This is a genomic window from Escherichia sp. MOD1-EC6098 (genome assembly GCF_002965865.1).
GTDB classification, from domain to species: domain Bacteria; phylum Pseudomonadota; class Gammaproteobacteria; order Enterobacterales; family Enterobacteriaceae; genus Escherichia; species Escherichia marmotae.
In genome coordinates this window covers 1-3,240 of record NZ_PTSN01000055.1, presented here as the reverse complement: position 1 = coordinate 3,240, position 3,240 = coordinate 1, and the positions used below count along the sequence as shown (strand labels likewise).

Here is a 3,240-nt window from a genome sequence, read left to right as displayed (position 1 = left end):
TGCTCTTTAAAAATCTGGATCAAGCTGAAAATTGAAACACTGAACAACGAAAGTTGTTCGTGAGTCTCTCAAATTTTCGCAACACGATGGTGTTTTACGAAACATCTTCGGGTTGTGAGGTTAAGCGACTAAGCGTACACGGTGGATGCCCTGGCAGTCAGAGGCGATGAAGGACGTGCTAATCTGCGATAAGCGTCGGTAAGGTGATATGAACCGTTATAACCGGCGATTTCCGAATGGGGAAACCCAGTGTGATTCGTCACACTATCATTAACTGAATCCATAGGTTAATGAGGCGAACCGGGGGAACTGAAACATCTAAGTACCCCGAGGAAAAGAAATCAACCGAGATTCCCCCAGTAGCGGCGAGCGAACGGGGAGCAGCCCAGAGCCTGAATCAGTATGTGTGTTAGTGGAAGCGTCTGGAAAGGCGTGCGATACAGGGTGACAGCCCCGTACACAAAAATGCACATGCTGTGAGCTCGATGAGTAGGGCGGGACACGTGGTATCCTGTCTGAATATGGGGGGACCATCCTCCAAGGCTAAATACTCCTGACTGACCGATAGTGAACCAGTACCGTGAGGGAAAGGCGAAAAGAACCCCGGCGAGGGGAGTGAAAAAGAACCTGAAACCGTGTACGTACAAGCAGTGGGAGCCTCTTTAATGGGGTGACTGCGTACCTTTTGTATAATGGGTCAGCGACTTATATTCTGTAGCAAGGTTAACCGAATAGGGGAGCCGAAGGGAAACCGAGTCTTAACTGGGCGTTAAGTTGCAGGGTATAGACCCGAAACCCGGTGATCTAGCCATGGGCAGGTTGAAGGTTGGGTAACACTAACTGGAGGACCGAACCGACTAATGTTGAAAAATTAGCGGATGACTTGTGGCTGGGGGTGAAAGGCCAATCAAACCGGGAGATAGCTGGTTCTCCCCGAAAGCTATTTAGGTAGCGCCTCGTGAATTCATCTCCGGGGGTAGAGCACTGTTTCGGCAAGGGGGTCATCCCGACTTACCAACCCGATGCAAACTGCGAATACCGGAGAATGTTATCACGGGAGACACACGGCGGGTGCTAACGTCCGTCGTGAAGAGGGAAACAACCCAGACCGCCAGCTAAGGTCCCAAAGTCATGGTTAAGTGGGAAACGATGTGGGAAGGCCCAGACAGCCAGGATGTTGGCTTAGAAGCAGCCATCATTTAAAGAAAGCGTAATAGCTCACTGGTCGAGTCGGCCTGCGCGGAAGATGTAACGGGGCTAAACCATGCACCGAAGCTGCGGCAGCGACACTATGTGTTGTTGGGTAGGGGAGCGTTCTGTAAGCCGTTGAAGGTGGCCTGTGAGGGTTGCTGGAGGTATCAGAAGTGCGAATGCTGACATAAGTAACGATAAAGCGGGTGAAAAGCCCGCTCGCCGGAAGACCAAGGGTTCCTGTCCAACGTTAATCGGGGCAGGGTGAGTCGACCCCTAAGGCGAGGCCGAAAGGCGTAGTCGATGGGAAACAGGTTAATATTCCTGTACTTGGTGTTACTGCGAAGGGGGGACGGAGAAGGCTATGTTGGCCGGGCGACGGTTGTCCCGGTTTAAGCGTGTAGGCTGATTTTCCAGGCAAATCCGGAGAATCAAGGCTGAGGCGTGATGACGAGGCACTACGGTGCTGAAGCAACAAATGCCCTGCTTCCAGGAAAAGCCTCTAAGCATCAGGTAACATCAAATCGTACCCCAAACCGACACAGGTGGTCAGGTAGAGAATACCAAGGCGCTTGAGAGAACTCGGGTGAAGGAACTAGGCAAAATGGTGCCGTAACTTCGGGAGAAGGCACGCTGATATGTAGGTGAAGCGACCTGCTCGTGGAGCTGAAATCAGTCGAAGATACCAGCTGGCTGCAACTGTTTATTAAAAACACAGCACTGTGCAAACACGAAAGTGGACGTATACGGTGTGACGCCTGCCCGGTGCCGGAAGGTTAATTGATGGGGTCAGCCGCAAGGCGAAGCTCTTGATCGAAGCCCCGGTAAACGGCGGCCGTAACTATAACGGTCCTAAGGTAGCGAAATTCCTTGTCGGGTAAGTTCCGACCTGCACGAATGGCGTAATGATGGCCAGGCTGTCTCCACCCGAGACTCAGTGAAATTGAACTCGCTGTGAAGATGCAGTGTACCCGCGGCAAGACGGAAAGACCCCGTGAACCTTTACTATAGCTTGACACTGAACATTGAGCCTTGATGTGTAGGATAGGTGGGAGGCTTAGAAGTGTGGACGCCAGTCTGCATGGAGCCGACCTTGAAATACCACCCTTTAATGTTTGATGTTCTAACGTGGACCCGTGATCCGGGTTGCGGACAGTGTCTGGTGGGTAGTTTGACTGGGGCGGTCTCCTCCTAAAGAGTAACGGAGGAGCACGAAGGTTGGCTAATCCTGGTCGGACATCAGGAGGTTAGTGCAATGGCATAAGCCAGCTTGACTGCGAGCGTGACGGCGCGAGCAGGTGCGAAAGCAGGTCATAGTGATCCGGTGGTTCTGAATGGAAGGGCCATCGCTCAACGGATAAAAGGTACTCCGGGGATAACAGGCTGATACCGCCCAAGAGTTCATATCGACGGCGGTGTTTGGCACCTCGATGTCGGCTCATCACATCCTGGGGCTGAAGTAGGTCCCAAGGGTATGGCTGTTCGCCATTTAAAGTGGTACGCGAGCTGGGTTTAGAACGTCGTGAGACAGTTCGGTCCCTATCTGCCGTGGGCGCTGGAGAACTGAGGGGGGCTGCTCCTAGTACGAGAGGACCGGAGTGGACGCATCACTGGTGTTCGGGTTGTCATGCCAATGGCACTGCCCGGTAGCTAAATGCGGAAGAGATAAGTGCTGAAAGCATCTAAGCACGAAACTTGCCCCGAGATGAGTTCTCCCTGAGACTTTAAGTCTCCTGAAGGAACGTTGAAGACGACGACGTTGATAGGCCGGGTGTGTAAGCGCAGCGATGCGTTGAGCTAACCGGTACTAATGAACCGTGAGGCTTAACCTTACAACGCCGAAGATGTTTTGGCGGATGAGAGAAGATTTTCAGCCTGATACAGATTAGATTAGCCGGCGATAAGCGGGTTAATAAACAGAATTTGCCTGGCGGAGATAGCGCGGTGGTCCCACCTGACCCCATGCCGAACTCAGAAGTGAAACGCCGTAGCGCCGATGGTAGTGTGGGGCCTCCCCATGCGAGAGTAGGGAACTGCCAGGCATCAAAT

The 3,240-nt window shown here is 52.7% G+C and carries 2 rRNA genes; both read left to right on the top strand.

Features of this window, described 5'->3' with window-relative positions:
• Nucleotides 1–118 precede the first annotated feature (118 nt).
• Nucleotides 119–3,023 (top strand): 23S ribosomal RNA (locus C0K55_RS25395).
• A 94-nt stretch (nt 3,024–3,117) separates the two neighbouring features.
• Nucleotides 3,118–3,233, top strand: a 5S ribosomal RNA gene (rrf, locus tag C0K55_RS25390).
• Nucleotides 3,234–3,240 lie beyond the last annotated feature (7 nt).